Annotated in this window: 18 protein-coding genes; 7 read left to right on the forward strand and 11 right to left on the reverse strand. The window is 68.7% G+C overall.

What is annotated here, in order from left to right; translation table 11 throughout:
* Window positions 1-147: 147 nt before the first annotated feature.
* The 4 genes from D7I43_RS29135 to D7I43_RS29155 all read right to left on the reverse strand — a co-directional run bounded on the left by D7I43_RS29135 (window position 148) and on the right by D7I43_RS29155 (window position 4,521).
* Window positions 148-420 (reverse strand): helix-turn-helix domain-containing protein, encoded by a 273-nt coding sequence (locus D7I43_RS29135; RefSeq protein WP_240033225.1) that lies wholly within the window; start codon window positions 418-420, stop codon window positions 148-150.
* 32 nt (window positions 421-452) lie between these two features.
* Window positions 453-824, reverse strand: a complete 372-nt coding sequence (locus tag D7I43_RS29140) for a type II toxin-antitoxin system RelE/ParE family toxin (RefSeq protein WP_120331796.1) — start codon at window positions 822-824, stop codon at window positions 453-455.
* A gap of 433 nt (window positions 825-1,257) precedes the next feature.
* Entirely contained in the window at window positions 1,258-2,799 is a 1,542-nt protein-coding gene (locus D7I43_RS29145) for a recombinase family protein (protein WP_158610177.1), read from the reverse strand.
* An 846-nt stretch (window positions 2,800-3,645) separates the two neighbouring features.
* On the reverse strand, window positions 3,646-4,521 hold the full coding sequence (locus D7I43_RS29155; RefSeq protein ID WP_120331799.1) for a replication-relaxation family protein: 876 nt from the start codon (window positions 4,519-4,521) through the stop codon (window positions 3,646-3,648).
* Between the two features lie 1,174 nt (window positions 4,522-5,695).
* Between D7I43_RS29155 and D7I43_RS29165 the strand changes: the two genes are divergently transcribed.
* On the forward strand, window positions 5,696-6,853 hold the full coding sequence (locus D7I43_RS29165) for a hypothetical protein (protein ID WP_147427318.1): 1,158 nt from the start codon (window positions 5,696-5,698) through the stop codon (window positions 6,851-6,853).
* A 43-nt stretch (window positions 6,854-6,896) separates the two neighbouring features.
* Here the strand turns inward: D7I43_RS29165 and D7I43_RS29170 are convergent, their stop codons facing one another.
* Window positions 6,897-7,100 carry a DUF397 domain-containing protein gene (locus tag D7I43_RS29170; RefSeq protein WP_120331802.1) on the reverse strand — a complete coding sequence of 68 codons (204 nt, stop codon included), beginning with the start codon at window positions 7,098-7,100 and terminating at the stop codon, window positions 6,897-6,899.
* Window positions 7,097-7,984: a helix-turn-helix domain-containing protein gene (locus D7I43_RS29175; protein ID WP_120331803.1), complete on the reverse strand. Its 888-nt coding sequence runs from the start codon at window positions 7,982-7,984 to the stop codon at window positions 7,097-7,099. The genes D7I43_RS29170 and D7I43_RS29175 overlap by 4 nt, the downstream gene beginning before the upstream one ends.
* Before the next feature lie 471 nt (window positions 7,985-8,455).
* Here D7I43_RS29175 and D7I43_RS29180 point away from each other — a divergent pair, with 471 nt between their 5' ends.
* Genes D7I43_RS29180 through D7I43_RS29190 form a run of 3 tightly spaced genes read left to right on the forward strand, consistent with a single transcriptional unit; the run spans window position 8,456 to window position 9,394 of the window.
* Entirely contained in the window at window positions 8,456-8,707 is a 252-nt protein-coding gene (locus D7I43_RS29180) for a hypothetical protein (protein ID WP_147427319.1), read from the forward strand.
* Between the two features lies 1 nt (window position 8,708).
* Complete coding sequence (locus D7I43_RS29185; protein WP_240033227.1) at window positions 8,709-8,990, forward strand: hypothetical protein; 282 nt, start codon at window positions 8,709-8,711, stop codon at window positions 8,988-8,990.
* Window positions 8,987-9,394, forward strand: coding sequence for a hypothetical protein (locus D7I43_RS29190; protein ID WP_192902298.1), 408 nt, complete (start codon window positions 8,987-8,989; stop codon window positions 9,392-9,394). The genes D7I43_RS29185 and D7I43_RS29190 overlap by 4 nt, the downstream gene beginning before the upstream one ends.
* 50 nt (window positions 9,395-9,444) lie before the next feature.
* On the opposite strand, the gene D7I43_RS29195 is transcribed toward D7I43_RS29190, so the two are convergent.
* The 5 genes from D7I43_RS29195 to D7I43_RS29215 all read right to left on the reverse strand — a co-directional run bounded on the left by D7I43_RS29195 (window position 9,445) and on the right by D7I43_RS29215 (window position 14,317).
* Entirely contained in the window at window positions 9,445-9,873 is a 429-nt protein-coding gene (locus D7I43_RS29195) for a hypothetical protein (RefSeq protein WP_120331820.1), read from the reverse strand.
* Between the two features lie 164 nt (window positions 9,874-10,037).
* The gene (locus D7I43_RS29200; protein ID WP_120331805.1) at window positions 10,038-10,673 is read right to left on the reverse strand and encodes a hypothetical protein; all 636 of its coding nucleotides are present in this window, start codon (window positions 10,671-10,673) and stop codon (window positions 10,038-10,040) included.
* A 25-nt stretch (window positions 10,674-10,698) separates the two neighbouring features.
* Window positions 10,699-10,959, reverse strand: a complete 261-nt coding sequence (locus D7I43_RS29205; protein WP_120331806.1) for a hypothetical protein — start codon at window positions 10,957-10,959, stop codon at window positions 10,699-10,701.
* Window positions 10,960-11,024: 65 nt separating this feature from the next.
* On the reverse strand, window positions 11,025-11,696 hold the full coding sequence (locus D7I43_RS29210; RefSeq protein ID WP_120331807.1) for a hypothetical protein: 672 nt from the start codon (window positions 11,694-11,696) through the stop codon (window positions 11,025-11,027).
* Entirely contained in the window at window positions 11,693-14,317 is a 2,625-nt protein-coding gene (locus D7I43_RS29215; RefSeq protein ID WP_120331808.1) for an FtsK/SpoIIIE domain-containing protein, read from the reverse strand. Before D7I43_RS29215 ends, D7I43_RS29210 begins: the two co-directional genes overlap by 4 nt.
* Window positions 14,318-14,395: 78 nt before the next feature.
* Between D7I43_RS29215 and D7I43_RS32875 the strand changes: the two genes are divergently transcribed.
* The 3 genes from D7I43_RS32875 (at window position 14,396) to D7I43_RS32545 (ending at window position 16,426) form a co-directional block, all read left to right on the forward strand.
* Complete coding sequence (locus tag D7I43_RS32875; RefSeq protein ID WP_158610178.1) at window positions 14,396-14,812, forward strand: hypothetical protein; 417 nt, start codon at window positions 14,396-14,398, stop codon at window positions 14,810-14,812.
* Between the two features lie 301 nt (window positions 14,813-15,113).
* On the forward strand, window positions 15,114-16,040 hold the full coding sequence (locus D7I43_RS29230) for an AAA family ATPase (protein WP_158610179.1): 927 nt from the start codon (window positions 15,114-15,116) through the stop codon (window positions 16,038-16,040).
* Window positions 16,037-16,426 (forward strand): hypothetical protein, encoded by a 390-nt coding sequence (locus D7I43_RS32545; protein ID WP_147427320.1) that lies wholly within the window; start codon window positions 16,037-16,039, stop codon window positions 16,424-16,426. Before D7I43_RS29230 ends, D7I43_RS32545 begins: the two co-directional genes overlap by 4 nt.
* The last annotated feature ends 119 nt before the right edge of the window (window positions 16,427-16,545 follow it).

The raw sequence follows: 16,545 nt of genomic DNA on the forward strand, positions 1-16,545 counted from the left end.
CATCGCCGTGAACGGCGGACTCGCCGGCGGCGGGCGAGACCGATGCCGCAGTCAGGTTCAACGGCGAAGCCCCGGCATCAGCCGAGGCTTCGCGACGTGCACGACAAACATGAGCGCAACGACAGCGGCGCCCTCATGCCCCGAGCATCAACTAAGGGTCACCCGTTCGCCGTCGAACTCGGCAACGAACTCAGCCTTGCCGCCAAGGGCAGCGATGTACCGGGCAACCGTGCCGACCTCAGCCTTCGGCAGTTCGCCACTCTCGATGGCGGCGACACGCGGCTGTGAAACGTTCATGCGGTCGGCAACCTGCTGCTGAGTCAGCCCGCGCTTCTCACGCATCTCACGCAGTCGCGCTGCGCGCACCTCGCCGCGCATGCGCTCCTTGTGCTGCTCAACCTTGGCCTCGTCGAGGTTCATGCGGGAGCGGACATCCCGCCAGCTACGCGCCATCAGTGCTGTCCCTTCAGCTCTCGCAGATGGTCGGCAAACTTCCTGTCGGCTTCGAGAATGCTGGTTTCGTACCAGCCCTTCCAGTTGCCGCTCTTGTCACCCGCCACCAACAGGATGGCTTCCCGCTGAGGGTCGAAGGCGAACAGGATACGGATCTCGGTTTCCCCTGCCGAGCCTGGCCGCAACTCCTTCATGTTCTTGTAGTCCGAGCCCTTGACCCGGTCAACGAACGGTCGACCGAGCGCCGGGCCCTCAGCGGCGAGCAGATCTATCGCCGCAGCGACCTGGTTAGCGGAGTCGGGATCAGACTTGGCCAGGTCAAGCAGCCAGTCCTCGACGTCTTCGGTAAGGCTGACCTCCCACTCGCCCACACACCCACTATAGCCCACGAATAATGTCAGCGTTATACGGACGTGGAGCTCGGACGGAGGGCGAAAGCGGATGCCAGGGACGAAACCGCCCGCTTCCCGCCGATCACCAGACGCCAAGTGGGTGGATCGGTCAGCGTCCAAGGAAGCGGGGCCGACAACGCCCCCGTCAACGCCGACTCACAATCGGTGGAGTGGCCAACGAGCGGGCGGCGCCCGCGGTCAGGGTGCTCCCCGGGTGCTCGGAAGTTCCGATGCCGGACGGACTCACGGCGCGACTCCTGGATTCGCGCCCCTACCGGCCACTCATCGCCGTGCCATCCAACGTAGGCGCCGCGCGGACCAGCACCAACGCGGCCGGACGACGCGCCCGGAATCCGGACGGCGGATAAATGATGGCACTCTGTCCTCTTCTGGCTACTTTTAATCCATAGGTTCAGGGTTCGAGTCCCTGGCGGCCCACCGACCGCACCATTGTGCGAACCGGTGGCTCTTTCGGGTTGCCCCCGTCCGTTTCGGGCGGGGGCATTGTCGTGTCGGTGGGGATCTTGAACACGGGTACGACTCCCTGGTCGGTGAGTTGAACTTCGGCGATGAGGGCCTCGATCGCGGCCTTGCGTTCGGTGGCGCTGCCGCTGGCCATGATGGTGCTGAGGTGGTCCCGGATCCGGGCGACGGTGCCGGGCGACGGGAGCGTGGGCTGGGCGGTCAGGTCGGCTTCGAGTTCGGTGTGCCGGGCCTGGAGTTGGGCCAGCCGTTGGCGGAGTTCGCGGATACGGGGCCCGGCGGTGGCGTCGTCCATGGTGCCGTTCTCGAACGCGGTGTGATAGCGGGCGATCGCGTTCTCGGTGCTGGTGATCTGGTGGGCGATGGCGGCGTGTTCGGCGCGCCGGTCGTCGCTGGTGCTGTCGCGTTGGGTGCGGGCGCGTTCGATCATGGCGGCCAGGACGGGTTCGGCGGTGGTGTAGAAGTCGTGCAGGGCCCGCAGGATCATGCGGTCGAGGTCGTCGGCGGGGAGCCTGGGTGCGGTGCAGGTGGCGTGTTTGCCGTAGCGGGTGCGGGTGAAGCAGGTGTAGTAGCGGTAGCGGCGGGTGCGGCCTTTGGCGGACGTGCCGATGTAGCGTTGTCCGCACTGCGGACATGTCAGGAGGCGGGTGAGGTAGTAGTCCGAGTCGGACATGGCCCGCTGGGTTTGGACGTCACCGCGCGCTGCGGCGATCTCCTGGGCGCGGCGGAAGGTGTCCCGGTCGATGAGCGCCTCATGGGCGTCGGGGACGAGGATGTCGCGGTAGGCGATGTCCCCGACGTAGGCGGGGTTGTCCAGGATCCGGTTGATGGTGTGTCCGGACCACTTCTTGCCGGTGCGGTTGGGCACGCCGCGGGCGTTCAACTCGGTGGCGATGGCGCGGGTGCCGTGTCGGTCGCGGGTGTAGAGGCGGAAGATGTCGCGGAGGATCGGCGCCTCGTCGGGGTGGGGGACGAGGCGCTGGGTGTCGGGGTCAACGTGGTAGCCGTAGGGGCGGGTGCCGCCGGCCCATTGGCCTTTGCTGGCTTTCGCGGTCATGCCACTTTTCACTCGGTCGATGATGATGTTGCGTTCGAATTCGGCGAACACGGCGAGGAGTTGCAGCATCATGCGGCCGAAGGGTCCGCCGGTGTCGATGGGTTCGGTCGCGGAGGAGAACCGCACGTTCGCGGCTTCGAGGACTTTTATGAGGTCGAGTAGGTCGGCGACGCTGCGGCTGAATCGGTCGAGTCGGTAGACGAGCAGGACGTCGTACATTCCGGCTTTCGCCGCGTCGAGTGCTTTCTTTAGCCCGGGGCGGTCGGTGGTGGCGCCGGAGGCGTCATCTTCGAATTCGCAGACGATGACCCAGCCGGGGTGGGCCTTGACGTACTTGTCCAAGGCGGCGCGTTGGGCGAGCAGGGAGAAGGGCTGGTGTTCGTCGTCGGTCGAGCGGCGGACGTAGAGGCACACCCGGCACGGTCCGGCCGGCGTGTCCGGCGGGGTGGGGGTGGGGGCGCGTCGGCCGCGTCGCTTGGGTGGGCTGGTGGGGGTGGGCTTGCCTGTCATCAGGCGAATCCTCCGTAGCGGTCGGGGTGGGTTGGCCGGGGGCGGCCCACGCTGGTGGGCCGCCGCACGGCGTTGGGCGAGGGTTCAGGCGGCGAGGTTGGGGTGCTCGCGCCAGAAGTGGTTGAGCAGGACGGAGAGGGCTTCGGCGGCGTTGTCGAGGTCGTCGGCGGTCATGGGAATGGTGTCGACGCGTGCGATACGCATCGGAACCGTCGTTTCCTTTCCGCCGGTCGAGGTGGTTTTCGCACCGCCACAATTTGTGGCGGTACCAGGATGCGGGTCGTCAGGATAGCTCCGGACGGTGTTTTCGTCGTGGTGGGGTGCGGTGGCCACGGTCCTCCGAAAAGCGTGTGAAGCTGCTGGGGTCGGAGTCCTTCGTTCATGCGGTTTCCTCTCTTGCGCGGGATCGCGCGATCGATCCGATTAATGCGGAAAAGCTGTTTAATGCCATTGGCCTCCTGACCTGATGGGGCGCGGATGATAGCTCTGCGGGCTGTCACCAGGAAGGGATCCGAACTGTCAGCAACTCACGGGAACTCACCAAGAGGCGCCGGAGAGCGGCTGACAGACGCGGACCCTTGCTGTCACGGCGGGCAGCGAGGTATCGTCCGCGCCCTCACCTGCGCCGGCTGGCGTGGTGCCGTCACCGCCCGCCCGACTGCGGGCCGCCTGGCGCGACGGGTAAGGCGGCTCCTGTTCCCGCCCGTGTGGGGCACAGCCGCGCAACCGGGGCGGTCGGTACTGACCCGCTCAGGCGGCCCGTCGGGTGCCGCTGTCGGCGGCTGGGAGGTCGGCCAGACGCACCGGCGCCCGATCGGAGCGGTACTGCCACCACACCGCCTCGGCAGGATTAATGCCGGTGGCCTCGGCGTGTACGGCGGTGGCCACCGGGTAGCTGATCCCGGCGGCGGCGAGTTCCAGGTGCAGGTGCCGCTCCCGTGCGGGGGACGGCAGCCAGAACAGCACCGGCCAGATCCGGCCGGTGACGTGGGCGAGTTCCCGGTAGCCGTGGAGTTTGGCGACCAGCCGGGACAGCGGCCGTTCGGTGCCCAGGTCGTACTCCAGGAAGAACGGCACCCTCCGGTCGCCCTCGACCCAGATGCCGTGCCCGTCCGGCCGCGACCTCGGCGCATACACGCGGACCGAGATGTCATCGTCGGGCTCGGCGAAGGCACCGACCTGCTGGCAGCGCGCCGGCGGCCACCAGCGCACCAACTCGCTGCCCGGGTGGGTGCGGGCGTGGCCGGCGAGGGCGGTGAAGAAGCCGTTGATCCCCAGCAGGTGCGGCAGGTTCGCCCGCCTCGTCAGGTGCCAACGCCTCCTGCGGGCCTGGTCCTTGCGCGGCAGGTCCTCGCCGCGCTGCGCGGCGACGACCTCGACGCCGAGCTGCGCCAGCACGTAGTGGTAGGGGTAGGAACCGCCGTCGGGCTTCTGCGGCCGGAACCGATCCACCACCCCCAACTTCTGCGTCAAAGCCCGCAGGCGCTCCTGCGCGTAGTCAACCGACGGGAACAGAGCGTGGGCGATCTGGAAAGAGGTGAGCACCCCGTGGTCGGCCAGCCAGCCGAGCAGCACGAGGTCGCGGTCGGTGAGCTGGGACTGCACCCGAAGCAGCGGATCAGGCATGCGCCAGCACCTTCCCTATGGGGAGAGACCCAGTCGGAGGGTCAGTCGCAGCACGACAGGCCGTGCTGATAGCGGCCCTGACCTGCGCTGTGAGCCGGATCAGAGGGTCCGGTTGGGGGTCCTGTTCAAGCGGGACGCCAAGCGGGAGACCCGCCGGGACGCCTACCTGGAGGTCAAGGCCGAATCCGTCAGGTTCGGGGTTCGCGAGCGCAAGGGCCGATGCGCTTCGCACGGAAGAGAGGTGATGCGTGGTCACGGTGTACTCCATGAGTGAGATCAGGGTGACTGGAGGTCGGCCGCCCGCCTCCCCGCCCGCTGGGGGCGCAGAGGGCAGGCGGGTACTGAGCCGGGTAACGCCAGGCAAGGCGGATCCATGCGAGACGCAGGGATCGACGTTCATCGTGGACAGATCAACGGACTGGCCGGCCGCCGCTTGCGGCAGATCAAGGGGTAACTCAGGTTCAGACGGGCCCAGAATGCAAGCGCGCGGGTGACGGCTGGGCCGAGGGGGCGTAGTCGAGCAAGGAGGTGATCACACGTCGCCGGCAGCGACAGGATCTTCTCGTTCGTGACTCAGCACGGCGGGCGCGGCGCCTACGCGATGCGGCTCAACTCGCCGGTCTGTAGTCAGTAGCCAGCGGCCCTCCCATCACTCGCGTCCAAGCCAGCGAGTGCGTTGTCCGCCGTGCATCTCCGTCCACCGGAACTGGCAGGCGTTTCTCCTTGCCAACCGTGATGGAGAGGTCGAAGGTCGGTGGGGTGCAGAGGTGGGATCCGCTCAAGGAACATCAGCTGCTGCTCCTACGTCGAATCGCTGATGGTGACGACCTGAGCGGGCCCGATGGAGTGGACCAGCGGCAGTCGGCACGGGCCCTGCAGACTCGTCGCCTCGTTGACGTCAGCCGCTGCGGCGGGGTGTGGCGAGCCCAGATCACCGAGGCCGGGCGGTTCTACCTCGAACACGGAGTCCACCCCGACCATCCCGACCGGCTCCGCGACGGCGTGCCTCGGCCGCGCTCACAGAGGCGGGCTACGAGCGAAGCCGCCCCCTCGCGCGTGCCGGCAACGGCGCCACGAACCCGCGACACACCGGGCCGCGGGTTCGGCGCCAACTGCGACAACGGTGGAGAGCGCTCGTCAGCTCATTGAGCGGCTGCAACGCGAGGGCGGAACGGTGACGATCGAGAGCCCCGATCCCGAGGAACGCGCCCTCTACCGCAGGGTCATCCACGCCGCCAAGCAGCACCAAGTCGTTCCCGCCGGTTTCCACCTCAGGCACACCGGCCGCGCGGCCGGCGACCTCGTCATTCGCCTGTCCAGCGATGAGAAGCCCGACGACACGGACTGGAACCGGATCCGCCTCAACACCCGTCGCGTCACCACCGACCCCGACCTCGTCTTCGCCGCCCTTGAGAAGGACCCCGCCGGTCTTGAGGTCACCCAGGCATCCATCCCGCGAGCCCTGGACCTGGGCCGGGCCTTGGCCGCCGAAGCTCGCCGCCGAGGCCACCGCGTCGGGGTGAACACCAAGACCAAGCACCCCTCGGTCTACCTGCAGATCGACAAGACTCGCCGTCGGGTCAAGCTGTACGAGGAGTACGACGAGGTGCCGCACGTGTCGACCGCTCAAGAGGCGCGGGATCTGCGGCGCAAGCCGTGGATGGTGCTGCCGAAGACCGACAAGGTGCCCTCCGGGCGCCTGCGCCTGGAGATCGCCCGCGACGGCTGGGACAAGCACGACACCTGGACTGACGACAAACGCACCACCCTGGAGAAACGCCTTCCCCGGATCATCCGCGACGCCGAGGCCGGGATCGCCGCCGATCAAGAAGCTCAGCTGGCCCGCCAGCGCGCCCACGACGAGTATGTAGCCGAGCAGGAGAGGCAGCGTAAGGAGGAACGACGTCGCTGGCGGGCCGCGCTCGACGAGGCCCGGCCGCAGGCCGTGGACTTGCTCAGGAAGAAGGCCTTCCGCGGGGCCTACGACTCGTGGGCCGCGGCGACGGAGATCCGCGCCTTCTGCGACGCCCTCGAGCAGGCCACCGCTGAGGACGGGACCGACCTGGAGAACCGGAATCGCTGGATCGCTTGGGGCCGCGCCGCGGCGGACCGCCTCGATCCCACCCGAGGCGACAAGAGCCTGCCCGAGGTCGACTTCGACATCGAACCCAAGCCGGACGACCTACGCCCCTTCATCGGCGACTGGAGCCCGCACGAGCCCCACCGCGAATACCGCTCCGAGCGCACCCAGCAGGCTGTCGACGCGGCCCGGCTCCAGGTCGACGGCTGGCACCATGGGATGCGCGGACGACCAACCTGGTGGCGCAAGTAGCCAGAGGTCCATAACTGCCCCGGCGGCCAACCCGGATGCCTTGCTATGACGTCGTGATGCCGTTCTTCGCCCCCGCCAAGAACCTCGTCCACGCGTCCCGCTCGAAGAGGAGCACCGGCCCCGAAGGGTCCTTGCTGTCCCTCAGTGCGACGGTGGTGTGGAGGTCGGCGACCTCGACGCACTGGCCGTTCCCACTCGATCGGCTGCTCTTCTTCCAGCGGGCGCGGGACAGGTCGACTCGGTTCATCCCGTACCTCCTTCTTGGCCGATCATGGCAGCTCGCTGCTTGATCAGCTTGATCGAGTTGGTGGGGTCCAGCGCGGTGGCGCGGAGGTGTTCGAACGTGGTGGCGTAGCGGCGTACGTCCGCCTCGCGTTCCAGGAACAGGTCACCAGCCATGCTGTCGACGTACACCAGCGCGGGGTCGGCCGGGTCGGGGAAGTCCATGACGACGAACGAGCCCGGCATGCCGGCGTGAGCCCCGGCGGTGAATGGGATGACCTGGAGGGTCACGTGCGGCTGGTCGGCTGCCCTCGCCAGGGCTTCCAGCTGCTCGGCCATGACCTCCGCGCCACCGGTTTGCCGGTGCAGGACGGCCTCGTCGAGGATTGCCCAGACACGCAGCGGCTCGGTCTTGCGCAGCGACTCCTGCCGCTGCATCCGCGCGTCGACCCGGGCCTGCACGTCAAGGTCGGTCGCCAACGGCAGAACGCCGCGGATCACCGCGTGGGCGTAGTTCTCGGTCTGAAGGAGGCCCGGGACGAAGAGGGACTCGTAGTTGCGGACCGAGCGGGCCTCGGCCTCGAAGCTGATGTACGTGGTGTACAGCTCGGGCAGCTCCGACTCGTACGCCTGTAGCCAGCCCAGCTGCGCGGCCTGGCGCGACAGGGCAATCAGCTCACTGCGCCTGTCCTCGTCGGTGACGCCGTACTTGTCGAGCATCGCCATCAGCGTGCGCCGTTGCGGGCGAACCCTGGCCGTCTCGATCCGGTAGAGCGTGGCGGGGTTGATGCCGGTCTGCTCGTTGACCTCTTCGCGGGTGAGGCCGGCCGCGGTACGCAGTCCACGCAGCTCCGCCGCGAGCCGCCGGAGGCGCACGGTGGGTGGCTGCCGCCGAGCTGACAACTCCATGTCCCTTCGCTCCTGTCGTAGTCAGAGTGTGCCCGCCATGCGGATGCAACCTCCAGGCAGGCCGAGCAAGTGAACCATATGCGAATGCAAACCTTGCATTATCACTAGTGCATCGGCACTATATGCATGAGCATCTCAGGCCGGTGCGGCCCGCGAAAGCCGCGCGATCTGACGGCGGGTTCGCGCTCCCAGGAGCCCGCCGTCCGTCCGGCCTCGGACGCCTCTCGGCGGGACGCAGCCCGTCACCCGAAGCGGGCTGCGTCTCTCGAGGGGCCGAGTCAGGGAGGCAAACGCAGTGGTCCCATCCCTCGTTCTGGTGGCGGTCGCGATGCTCGGCTTCGCTGCCGGACTGTTCCTCTTCAAGGTCAAGTCCCGATGGTGCCGACGGTGCGGGTCGGCACTGAACTGCCCCGACTGCGGGGGCCGCAGGTCCCACCCGCATCCGGGCCGAACGCGCTGGACGAGCGGGCTGTGACCTACTTGCCGATCACGCCCGAGGTCGCCGTCGTACCCGGCGACGTCGTGCACCTACGCGAACACGACTACCAACACAGCTGCGGCCCGCTCCGGCTCCGGATCATCCACGTCCGCCTCGACCTCAGCACCTGGTACGACGGCCAGTGGGTGTGGCTCGAAGGCATCGAAATCAACACCGACGGCCGAGCCGGGCGCTTCCGGCAAGTACTCGCCCGCGTCGCCGCCCTCCCGCAGGCCGAGGCATGACGTGGCCACCACCGTCTACCTGTCCGCAGCGGCCACCGATCAACTCACCGCCGCCCAACGAGCGCTCGACGAGCACGTCACCTCCAGCGCCACCGGCTACTGCCTGCGCTGCCACCTCGTCGGCCCCTGCCCCACCAACGAGCAGGCCGCCGCCACCTTCACCCGCTACGGCCGCCTACCCCGCAGAACCCCCGGAGCCACCCGACCCCAGCTCATCAACGCCCGCCGACTCACCGTCAGCCCCGATCCCGCAGCCGACCCCAACCGGAGGTACCAACCGTGACCCTGCCCGACATCACCGCCGCGCTACGAGACCTGCACGTCTCCATCAGCCAACAGCAGGACCTGACCAAGGTCGTCATCCAGGACGCTGAGAACACCCGAGCCGAGTTCCGTACCGTCACCGCCGGAGCCACCAACCCACTGGTCAACCGGGCACTGGGCAACTACGCCCAAGGGATCGTCAAGCTCCGAGACGGCTCATGGCTGCTCGCTGAAGCCGGCGGCATCCTCGCCGAGTACGCCCGAGCAATCGGCATCGACCTTCCGCCGCAGCAGCCCTCCGAGGGAAAGCGGAAGGTCGAACCGGATCACGACGAGCAGAGCAACACCAGCCCTGGCTGCCCCGGCGCCCAGCGGCTTCCGCAATCCGACGAGCCGGCACCGCACGATCCGCTGGCCGGCTGACCCTCCACGTGCTCGATGACGTGTTGGCATGCGGCGACGACCAGCGGTGCTTAGCCGCCGGCCGTCGCCACCGCCACCAAGTGCCTGCCGACGAAGTCCTGGGCCTGCTTGACCTCGTCCACGCCCTCTTCGAGGCGCACAGGCGCCTGCCGGCACGCGCGGACCGCGCTGTTCAGCAGGTTGTTGCCTCCGCCCCTACTGACCTTCTGGAAGTGGGCCTGGGCCTTGTTCACCGAGTCGACAACCTCGACGATGCCCCGGCCCACCTGATCGAGCGTCTGCAGCACCATGCTCAACTCCGCCATCACCGAACCGATCGGACCACCACCCCGCCCGGCGGCGATGCGGTCCAGCCCAGCATTCATAGCGCGGCCGACCAGGCCACCCACCTTCATGCCGGCGTACGCCGCGCCCACCGCGACCAAGGGAGAGGGCTGGTAGCCAGCGGCATCGACTGCCGCGGTGGCCGCGACAGCGATCCCAGCCCCGGCCGCCTTACCCACCTTCTCGCTGACCTTGTTGATGCCTTCCCGCGCCGATTCCACCGCTGTATCCATCAGCGCACGTCCGGCCGACCGTCCAACGTTGCCGAGGCGGGAACCTGCTGTTCCGGCCCGGTTAGTCTGCCGACGCCAGCCCATCGCTAGGACGTCTTGTCGAGAACAGCACAGCCCGCGGCGACGAGTAGCGGCAGGTTGCCGGCTATTGCCTTTGCGGCCTCGTCCGCCGTCAGCGAGTCGAGCTCCTCGCCCTCAGCCCTGCCCTGCTCGGCATCCTCGGCAAGGCCAGAGCAGGCAGCCCACAGCGACTCTTCCGTGCTGGAGAACGCCCAAATCCCGTAGACCGTCGCGCTGACCTTCAGCAAAGGCTGCCCGTTGTGGCCGATACGCTCCCACCCTGGCTCGTCCGGCGTGTTGCCCATGCCTTCTGCGGTGGGAAAGAGCTTGAGCTGCCGAAACACCTTCTCGAGCGAGCCATCCGGGTCGAATTCAACGAGCAAGCCCTGCTCCAGCAGTCCTTCGATGACCTGCTCCGGCTGCGCTGGACCGTTCCCGGCCGCAACGACGTCATCGCGCAGCGTCCCCCGGTTGACCTGCAGCCGGGCGTGACGCTCGGGATCAAGGAAAGCTCGTCCCCACACCTTGAACTCGTCGACACTTAGCTGCGCGAACTCCTGGCCGAGCCTCACCCGGTAGAACTCCGGCTCTGAGTCAGGTGGGGTGACGTACCGGTAGGAGGGGCCGAGGTTCAGACCGACGGGAACGATGACGGTGGGCATTGAGGGACCTTCCGGGGGTTCGGTGTCAGAGGACGGCGTTGTACTTCTCGGTCTGCGCGACGGCGGCCTGGATCAGGCCGGCGCCCTCGCCGAACTTCTGCTTGGCGGCGCTGAGCTTGCCGATGGCGCCCATCACGGCGGGCTGCTGGGTGCCGGCGGCGAGAGCCTGGAGTACGGCGATGGCCTTGTCGACCTGGGCGGTGACGCCGGCGAGCTGCGCGAGTGCCTTGTCGGCCTCGGACTTGCCGTGGGCCAGGCCCGCCTTGATGTCTCCGATGGTGGCCACTGGATGTTCCTCCCCTGATTCGTGCTGTCCAACGCCCCGCCGCCGGTGGCAGGTGCGTCTGTGGTTCAGCCTCGGGTCGCGGCGATGAAGATGAACCACAAGATCGGCATGCCGACAAAACAGATCACTCCGCCGGCCCGCGCCGAGCGGGTGCCGCCACCGCCGATGCGCGGCTGTCCGACGAGGCTGATGGTCAGGTAGCCGGCGAAGAACGCCAGCGCGGGCAGCCCGCACAGGGACCAGGGCACGAGTTGCCACGGGATGCGGCCGAGGTCGGCGTCGGGGCTGACGGCGAACATCAGCAGCGACGCGAAGGTGCCCAGCATCGCCGCGGCGGCGTAGACAAGGGCGTTGCGGGCCAGCGGCGTGAACCCGGGCAGCAGGGGTGGCTGCGCGGCCCGCCGGTGGGCGTTCTCGGCGGCGACGTCGGCCGCGTCGGCCGCCGCTGCGGCCCGACGTAGCGCCTCGGCGGGGTCGGGTATCGGGCCGGGTGCGATCCCGCCGACGTGCGGCTCGGGCAGGCGCAGGGTGGCGGCGAGTTGATGGAGGTGCTGCCGCTGAGTCCCCAGCCGGTGGGTGATCTGGTCGACGGCGGCTTGCCCGTCGCGGCTGGCGGCGGTCTGTTGCTCGGCGCGTGCGCGTTCGTCCTGCAACAGGGTCGCCAGGCGGCGAGAATAGTCGGTGTAGGCGGCCCAACCGCCGTCTCGGGGCATCGGGATGGTGGGGTGATCGGTCATGCGAGGTCGTCGATCTGATCGAGGGTGCCGGGGCGCACGTACGGAACGATGAGGGTGCGGCGGTTGTCGTGCCGGTCGATCAGCAGGGCCCGGTTGGGGCGGGACTGCCATTCCGTTGCGTAGTCGCCGAGCAGGGCTCCGACGTCGTTGCCGGGGAGGTTAAGGGCGACGAGGCAGGCGACCTCGCTGCCGCCGGTCGGTCCGAGGTCGTCGGTGAACCGGCTCACGGTGCGCCACCAGCCAAGCAGGTGGACGCCGTGGGTGGGGCCGTTGGCCAGTACGGCTCGAAGGTCGTCGTGTCCGGAGCGGTAGGTGGTGGGGTCGCTGGCGACGAGGAGGCTGCTCGCGGCGTCGGCGCCGAAGACCACCAGGTAGGTCGTCTGGCCGTCTGCGGGTGCGGTCGACTGCGCGAGGTCCCCCAGTCGTGCCCGGAACTGAACCGAGGAGATGGTGTCGCACGATTGTCCAGCGGAGGTGACAGCTTCGACGGTGGCGTCGGCGGCCTCGTCGGCTGCGGCGACCAGCGGCGCGATGAGGAAACGGGCAGTGCCGGGCGCGTGTTGGCGGGCCAAGCTCACGGTCGCCGCGTAAAGGACGTCGGCCCCGACCGGCGAGGTGCCGAGTACGGCGACGTGGCTGCCTGGGGTTTCGTCCAGGGTGAACCCTGCGGTGGGCAGGCCGACGTCGACGGCGCGGCCGACCAGGGCCCGCCGTCGCCGTACATTCGGCGAGAGGCGGGCGAAGGTGGGGTCCTGGTCGGGGTGCTGCTCGGCGTAGCCGGCGAACACCGCCGGCGGGGCGTCACCAGGTGGGCGGGCGTTCCACAGCAGGTGCCGCTGCGCGGTCACCGACTCCGCGTCGGCGTTCGGGAAGCGGATGACCCGGTTCGCCCCCGGTATCCCGGCCGCCGAGTTGATGACGGCGCCTCCGATGGGCAGGTTGTCCGCGCCGTCGTTGAGCTGGTCGAGGACACCGCCGCCCCCGGCGAGCGCGACCCGCAGCGGGAACTGCCCGAAGATCGACTCGGTCTTGGCGAACAGCGCCTCCACACCGGAAATCGTCTGCGACGCCAGGATCAGGTGGATGCCGTACGAGCGGCCCTTACGCGCCAACTCCTCCAGCAGCGCCACCGCCTGCCCGGCCACGGCGTCGTTGCCCTCGAACAGCACATGGAACTCGTCGATGACCGCGAGCAGCCGCGGCATCGCCACGTCCGGCCGCCCGGCCCGCAGGTCGGCGATCTTGGTCACCCCGGCCCGCTTCAGCTCCGTCGACCGCCGGGTCATCTCCCGCGACAACGTCCGCAGCACCGCCAGCCCGTACTCCCGGTCGGACTCGATGCCGACCGTGCGGGCGTGCGGGATCCACGACGGGTCCACCGCCGTGGGCGTGAACTCCGCGAACGACACCCCTTCCTTGAAGTCCAGCAGGTACAACCCCAGCTCGTCCGGGGAGTATCGCGACGCCAGGCCGTAGAGCACGTCGAGCAGGAATACGGTCTTACCCGACCCGGTCCGACCACCCACCAACCAGTGCGGCGTCGCGTCATCAAGGGCCAGCACACAGTCGTTGCGGCCTTCCCGGCCCACCACGGTCCGCAGCCCGCTGACCGACGACTCCTGCCAGATCTCGGCCGGCATCAGCGCGGCGAAGTCCGTCGACGCCTGCACCCGCGCTGCCTTCGCCAACCTACGGCAGATGGACTCCACCAGATCGTCCGACGGGCCGGCATCCAGCCGCATCGGCACCGCCAACCCGGAGCCGTCAGAGCTGAACCGGTGCGGGCCTGGCGGGTCAGACACCGCAAACAGGCCTCCGCCGGCCGCCGTCAGATGCGTCGTACTCTCCAAGCGAGGTGCCGCGTTCAGACCCGGATGCTGCGGCGGCGGATAACCGGCAAGCAACAGGAACACCCCGGCCGCCGGACCGGCATGGGCGATAGCCGCCAGCCGCGACCACTCCGTACGCCCCGCACCCTCAGGAAGGGCGGCTACACACACCAGCAGCACGGAGGGATCCGTCTCGCCGGCCTGGGCGCGTTCGATCCGCTCCTCCGCCTCGGACAGCACCTGCTGGAACCCAGCAAGGTCGATCGCCGGCCGGTGCCACGCCTCCGCCTCCACCATCGAACGGAACGGACCGAACACCGCCCCCAACGTCGCACCGTCCACCGCCGCCACCCGCAGCGCCCCGTCCGGCAGCGCGGCAAGCACCCGAAGCAGCACGCCGCGGAGCCAGCGGGCCACCATCGGATCACGGGCATCACTGTCGACCGCCAGGTGACCGGCGCCCACGAACGGCACCACCACACTGAACACGCTTCCGGCGACCGGCGACGCCTCACCCAGCCGAACAGGAAGTGGACGCCCCAGCACCGCATCAACGCCCGTCGGCAGGTCCACGGCGGCACCATCCAGCCGGCAACCGAGCCAACCCGGCGTCAGCGCCTCGGCGAGCCGCTGCATACCGGCAGCAAGCGACCGGGCATCCTCGCGGGCCTGCTCTGAGACGCTGCCCTCACCGGCACGATCAATCAACCGCGACCGGGCGGCCTCCACATGCGACACAGCCTCCCGGTGCGCCGCCACCGCCCGACCGAACGCCGACGCCACCGACTCCATGCCAACGTCTCCCCAGGACCGATGGACCGCGATCTCTGGCGGTGACCCTACCCAACGACACCACCAGCAGTCAGCCCCGTGTCGCTCAGCGTGCTGAACTCGCTTACGCCTGCAGCGCCAACTCAGCTGCAGTTGCAGACAATCAAGTACTTGGGCGGATCGATCTTCAGAACAAATCTTGCGTTATCGGCGAATCCAGCGGATCTGGTCTCGCCAGCCCTGGGCCTGAGACTGCGCGCTGCTCCAGACCGTTGGGTCCACATCCGCCCTCTGGAGCGCGGCTGCCAGGTTCCTGGCCAACCGCTCGCCTCCATCGACTTCCTCGGCTACGTCCCGCAGCGCAATCGCGATCGCGACAAGGTCCGCCTGTCCATTTACGTTTGTCATGGCCGGCAGTCTGCCACTGCGGACCACGTCACGGGCGGACGGTTCGGAGGGGAGGACGCTGAAACGTTGGTCCTGGCACCGATCCAGTCGGTGTACGTGTCCCACTGAGCGTCGGGCACGGGCTCAACCGGGGGGCGCAACCGGCCGACGCGACCGGTACCGTGTCGACAATGAGCAACAAGCCCTCGTGCGCGACGTCGAGGGCGGTCGCTGGCGCCCAGCCGTGAACGGCTCTCGACCCGGGACTGCCCCTGTCGGCGACAGCGCTGGCCCGCCGGACGGAAACTCGGGCCACCGCTCCTCCGGCGAGCAGGCCGACTTCGGAGCCAGGCGGGTTCGGGTTCGCGTACTCGGCCCACCGACCATCCTCGGCGTCCCCGCCGGCCAACACGTCCGGCACGCCGCCACCATGTTCGCCGCCCTCAAAACGGCGATCGCCAAGCTGCTGGAGTTCGGCAAAGAGATCCGCGCCGACAAGCTGGCGCCTGTCGCCGCGGAGGCAACCACCATCTGGAACACCCTGCGGCAGGACAGCAACGTCCAGCTTGGCGCGATCAAGCTGGCCGGCACCGGCACCACCCGCCGGGTCGACCTCGACGTGGAGGTCGACGGCGTACCGGGAGCGGCCCTCAGCGTCATGAGCCAGGGCGAACTGCACTCCCTCGCCCTGGCGCTGTTTCTTCCGCGCGCCACCATGCCCGAGAGCCCGTTCCGGTTCCTCGTCATCGACGACCCGGTGCAGTCCATGGACCCCGCCAAGGTCTATGGCCTTGCTCAGGTCCTCGCCCAGGTCGCGAAGCACCGGCAGGTCATCGTCTTCACCCACGACGACCGGCTCCCCGCCGCCGTCCGGCATCTGCAGCTCGACGCCCGGATCCTGGCCGTTAGCCGCCTCGCCCGCTCCCAGGTCACCCTCAGTAGTGACCGCGACGGTGACCCGGGACAGCGCTACCTCTCCGACGCCCTGGCCATCACCCATGACGAGAACATGGCCCGCACCGTGCAGGCCACCATCGTCTGCAACCTCATCCGCGATGCCCTTGAGTACGCCTGCCACGAGCGGATCCGGATCCGCGGCTTCCGCGCCGGCACCTCGATCACCGATACCGAAGCCGCGATCAGCGAGGCCGAGGGACTGCGCTCCACGTTGGCCCTGGCCCTGCTGGGCGATCGCAAGCGCGTTCGTGAACTGAACGGCGAGCTGAGCAAGCTCGGTCCTACCGCCGCTCGTGTGGTCAGTGCGGCGAACAACGGCTCCCACGGCGGCGCCGCTAGTGACCTCGCCGTCCTGATCGAGGACGCGCGCCGCCTGGCAGGGAAGCTGAGTCGCCCATGACCCCCGAGCTGCTCCTCGACGAAGCCGCCACCCTGCTGAGTCGTCCCAGCCGGAGCATGCGCCGCTGCTGGCAGCGCGGGTGTGCCTGCCTCACCCGCCTCGCTCTGGAACAAGGACTCTGCGGCTACTGGAATTGCGTCGCCCCGACCCTCACACGATGCCCGATGCGGCACCAACTGCTGGCCCTGCCCGCCTTCGTCGATGCCTCGACGACCTTCCTCGCAAGAACTGCCTGGCACGGTCTCTCACGCGCCATGCACCACCACGTGTACGAATTGGCACCCACTCACGCCGAGCTGCGCTCCTGGCACTGCGACGTGGTGGCCCTGCTCGATGAACTGAGGCGGCAGAGCGACAGCGCCGCACAAGAAGCTGAATGTTGCTGATCGGTGTCCCCACGTCGACATCGCTGTCGAAAATCCGACGCATAGACGGACATGTCCTACGCCCTATCCTGGAGGGCTTTGCCTCGGGCCGACGGCCCGGCGGATCAGCACTGGCGTAC

Source organism: Micromonospora globbae, from assembly GCF_003610785.1.
Lineage (GTDB): Bacteria > Actinomycetota > Actinomycetes > Mycobacteriales > Micromonosporaceae > Micromonospora > Micromonospora globbae.

Excerpts from the sequence above, each read along its gene's own strand:
- D7I43_RS29135 (WP_240033225.1), bottom strand. The coding sequence starts at position 420 with ATGAACCTCGACGAGGCCAAGGTTGAGCAGCACAAGGAGCGCATGCGC.
- D7I43_RS29175 (WP_120331803.1), bottom strand. The coding sequence starts at position 7,984 with ATGGAGTTGTCAGCTCGGCGGCAGCCACCCACCGTGCGCCTCCGGCGG.
- D7I43_RS29215 (WP_120331808.1), bottom strand. The coding sequence starts at position 14,317 with ATGGAGTCGGTGGCGTCGGCGTTCGGTCGGGCGGTGGCGGCGCACCGG.
- D7I43_RS29170 (WP_120331802.1), bottom strand. The coding sequence starts at position 7,100 with ATGAACCGAGTCGACCTGTCCCGCGCCCGCTGGAAGAAGAGCAGCCGA.
- D7I43_RS32545 (WP_147427320.1), top strand. The coding sequence starts at position 16,037 with ATGACCCCCGAGCTGCTCCTCGACGAAGCCGCCACCCTGCTGAGTCGT.
- D7I43_RS29210 (WP_120331807.1), bottom strand. The coding sequence starts at position 11,696 with ATGACCGATCACCCCACCATCCCGATGCCCCGAGACGGCGGTTGGGCC.
- D7I43_RS29230 (WP_158610179.1), top strand. The coding sequence starts at position 15,114 with ATGTTCGCCGCCCTCAAAACGGCGATCGCCAAGCTGCTGGAGTTCGGC.
- D7I43_RS29200 (WP_120331805.1), bottom strand. The coding sequence starts at position 10,673 with ATGCCCACCGTCATCGTTCCCGTCGGTCTGAACCTCGGCCCCTCCTAC.
- D7I43_RS29155 (WP_120331799.1), bottom strand. The coding sequence starts at position 4,521 with ATGCCTGATCCGCTGCTTCGGGTGCAGTCCCAGCTCACCGACCGCGAC.